This is a genomic window from Blautia sp. HCN-20427, from assembly GCF_037890365.1.
In the GTDB taxonomy this organism is placed as follows: domain Bacteria; phylum Bacillota; class Clostridia; order Lachnospirales; family Lachnospiraceae; genus Blautia.
In genome coordinates this window covers 1-1,885 of sequence record NZ_JBBKBX010000057.1, presented here as the reverse complement: position 1 = coordinate 1,885, position 1,885 = coordinate 1, and the positions used below count along the sequence as shown (strand labels likewise).

Here is a 1,885-nt window from a genome sequence, read left to right as displayed (position 1 = left end):
ATAGAAATGTATGGGTGCGTTAAAGCGCAGTCAGTGTGGTTCAGTAGAAATTGACCCTACGAACGACCATGTTGTGTTACAGGCACATCCAAGCTGACAGGACTATAGCAGAGACCTAAGGATATATGTACAGATAGGATTATCGGAACGTGGAAAGGCATCAGATTCCATTATGGGATAGCCTGACGAAGAAAATAAGCAGGTGAACTGGTGCTGAAAAGCCGTGATCGAACTTATGATGAGTTCTGCGAAAAAGAGGAACTCGGAGGAATGGTCACAAGTCGGTTGAAATAAACAGGCATTATTCAGTCTTATGATAAGGATTACGAGTAAGACCAAAAGGGTCACTTTCGAGAGGAGGTGATGCCTTATGCCAAAGAAAAGTAAAACATTATGTGTAGATGACCTGCGTCATGCGGAGTACTATGGAATGCAAGATACTTTTGATGAACTATATCAAAAAAGTCAGAACGGTGAAGTATTTGAGAATCTTATGGATTTGATAGTGAGCAGGGATAACATTTTACTTGCGTACCGAAACATCAAAGCGAACAAAGGCAGCTACACGGCAGGAACAGATAAAAAGAACATCACAGATATTGGGAGTCGAACTCCTGATGATGTGGTAAAAAGAGTGAGATTTATTGTTACGGGAAGCGAACACGGCTACAGACCAAAGCCTGTAAGACGGAAAGATATCCCGAAACCAAACGGAAAAACACGTCCGCTGGGAATCCCATGCATATGGGATAGGCTGATACAGCAATGTATCAAGCAGATCATGGAACCAATCTGCGAAGCAAAGTTCAGCAATAATAGTTATGGATTTCGTCCGAACAGATCCGTTGAACATGCCATTAACAGAACCTACACCATGCTTCAAATGATGAACCTTCATTATGTTATTGAGTTTGATATTAAAGGATTTTTCGATAACGTAAATCATAGCAAGTTAATCAGACAGATATGGTCGCTGGGTATCCATGATAAAACGCTGATTTTTATTATCAAGCGAATACTAACAGCTCCAATTAAAATGCCCGATAATACAACGGTATTGCCCGACAAGGGTACACCACAGGGAGGAATTATCTCACCACTACTGGCAAACATCGTTCTAAATGAATTGGATTGGTGGATAGCCAGTCAATGGGAGGAAAATCCAATTGCTATAAGCAGAGGGCGAGAAAGAATAATCGGAAAAACTAAGGTTTTTGATAAAAGCCATGGTTATAGGATTATGAAAAACACAGAAATGAAAGAAATGCATATCATTCGGTATGCGGACGATTTTAGGATTTTCTGTAGAACGAAAGAGGACGCAGTCAGGACAAAAGAAGCGGTTACGGAGTGGATTGAAGAGAGGTTGAAATTAGAGGTGTCTCCTGAGAAAACAAGGATTGTGAACACCAGAAAACGGTGGTCAGAGTTTCTTGGATTCAAAATAAGGGTAAGGTTGAAGCATCATAAATATGTGGTGCAGTCGGCAATCTGTGACAAAAAGGTTGAAATTGAAAGAGCAAAGCTAGTGGAACAAGCGAAAAACATCGCAAAACCCAGAGAGAAAAAAAGTTGTTTATCAGAAATTCAGCTATATAACTCCATGGTGTTAGGCATACAGAATTACTATCAGCTTGCCACCTGTATCAGTATTGATTGCAGAGAATTCCATAGGCGAGTAATGACAGTTTTGACGAACAGGTTAAATACAGAAACAGGAAGTATGCTAAAACGTGAGGGTGGAACTATCACCCAAGCAGAAAAGGAAAGATTCGGACAGTCAAAAATGATTCGATATGTTTCAGGAATTGACCAGATGATCTATCCGATTGCATTCATCAAAAATAAAATACCGATGGCGAAGCGATCAATCGTTTGTAGTTAT

The 1,885-nt window shown here is 40.2% G+C and carries 1 protein-coding gene; it reads left to right on the top strand.

What is annotated here, in order from left to right; translation table 11 throughout:
• Positions 1-370: 370 nt before the first annotated feature.
• On the top strand, positions 371-1,885 hold a 1,515-nt coding region (gene ltrA, locus WKT17_RS16165; RefSeq protein ID WP_270847092.1), incomplete at its 3' end, for a group II intron reverse transcriptase/maturase.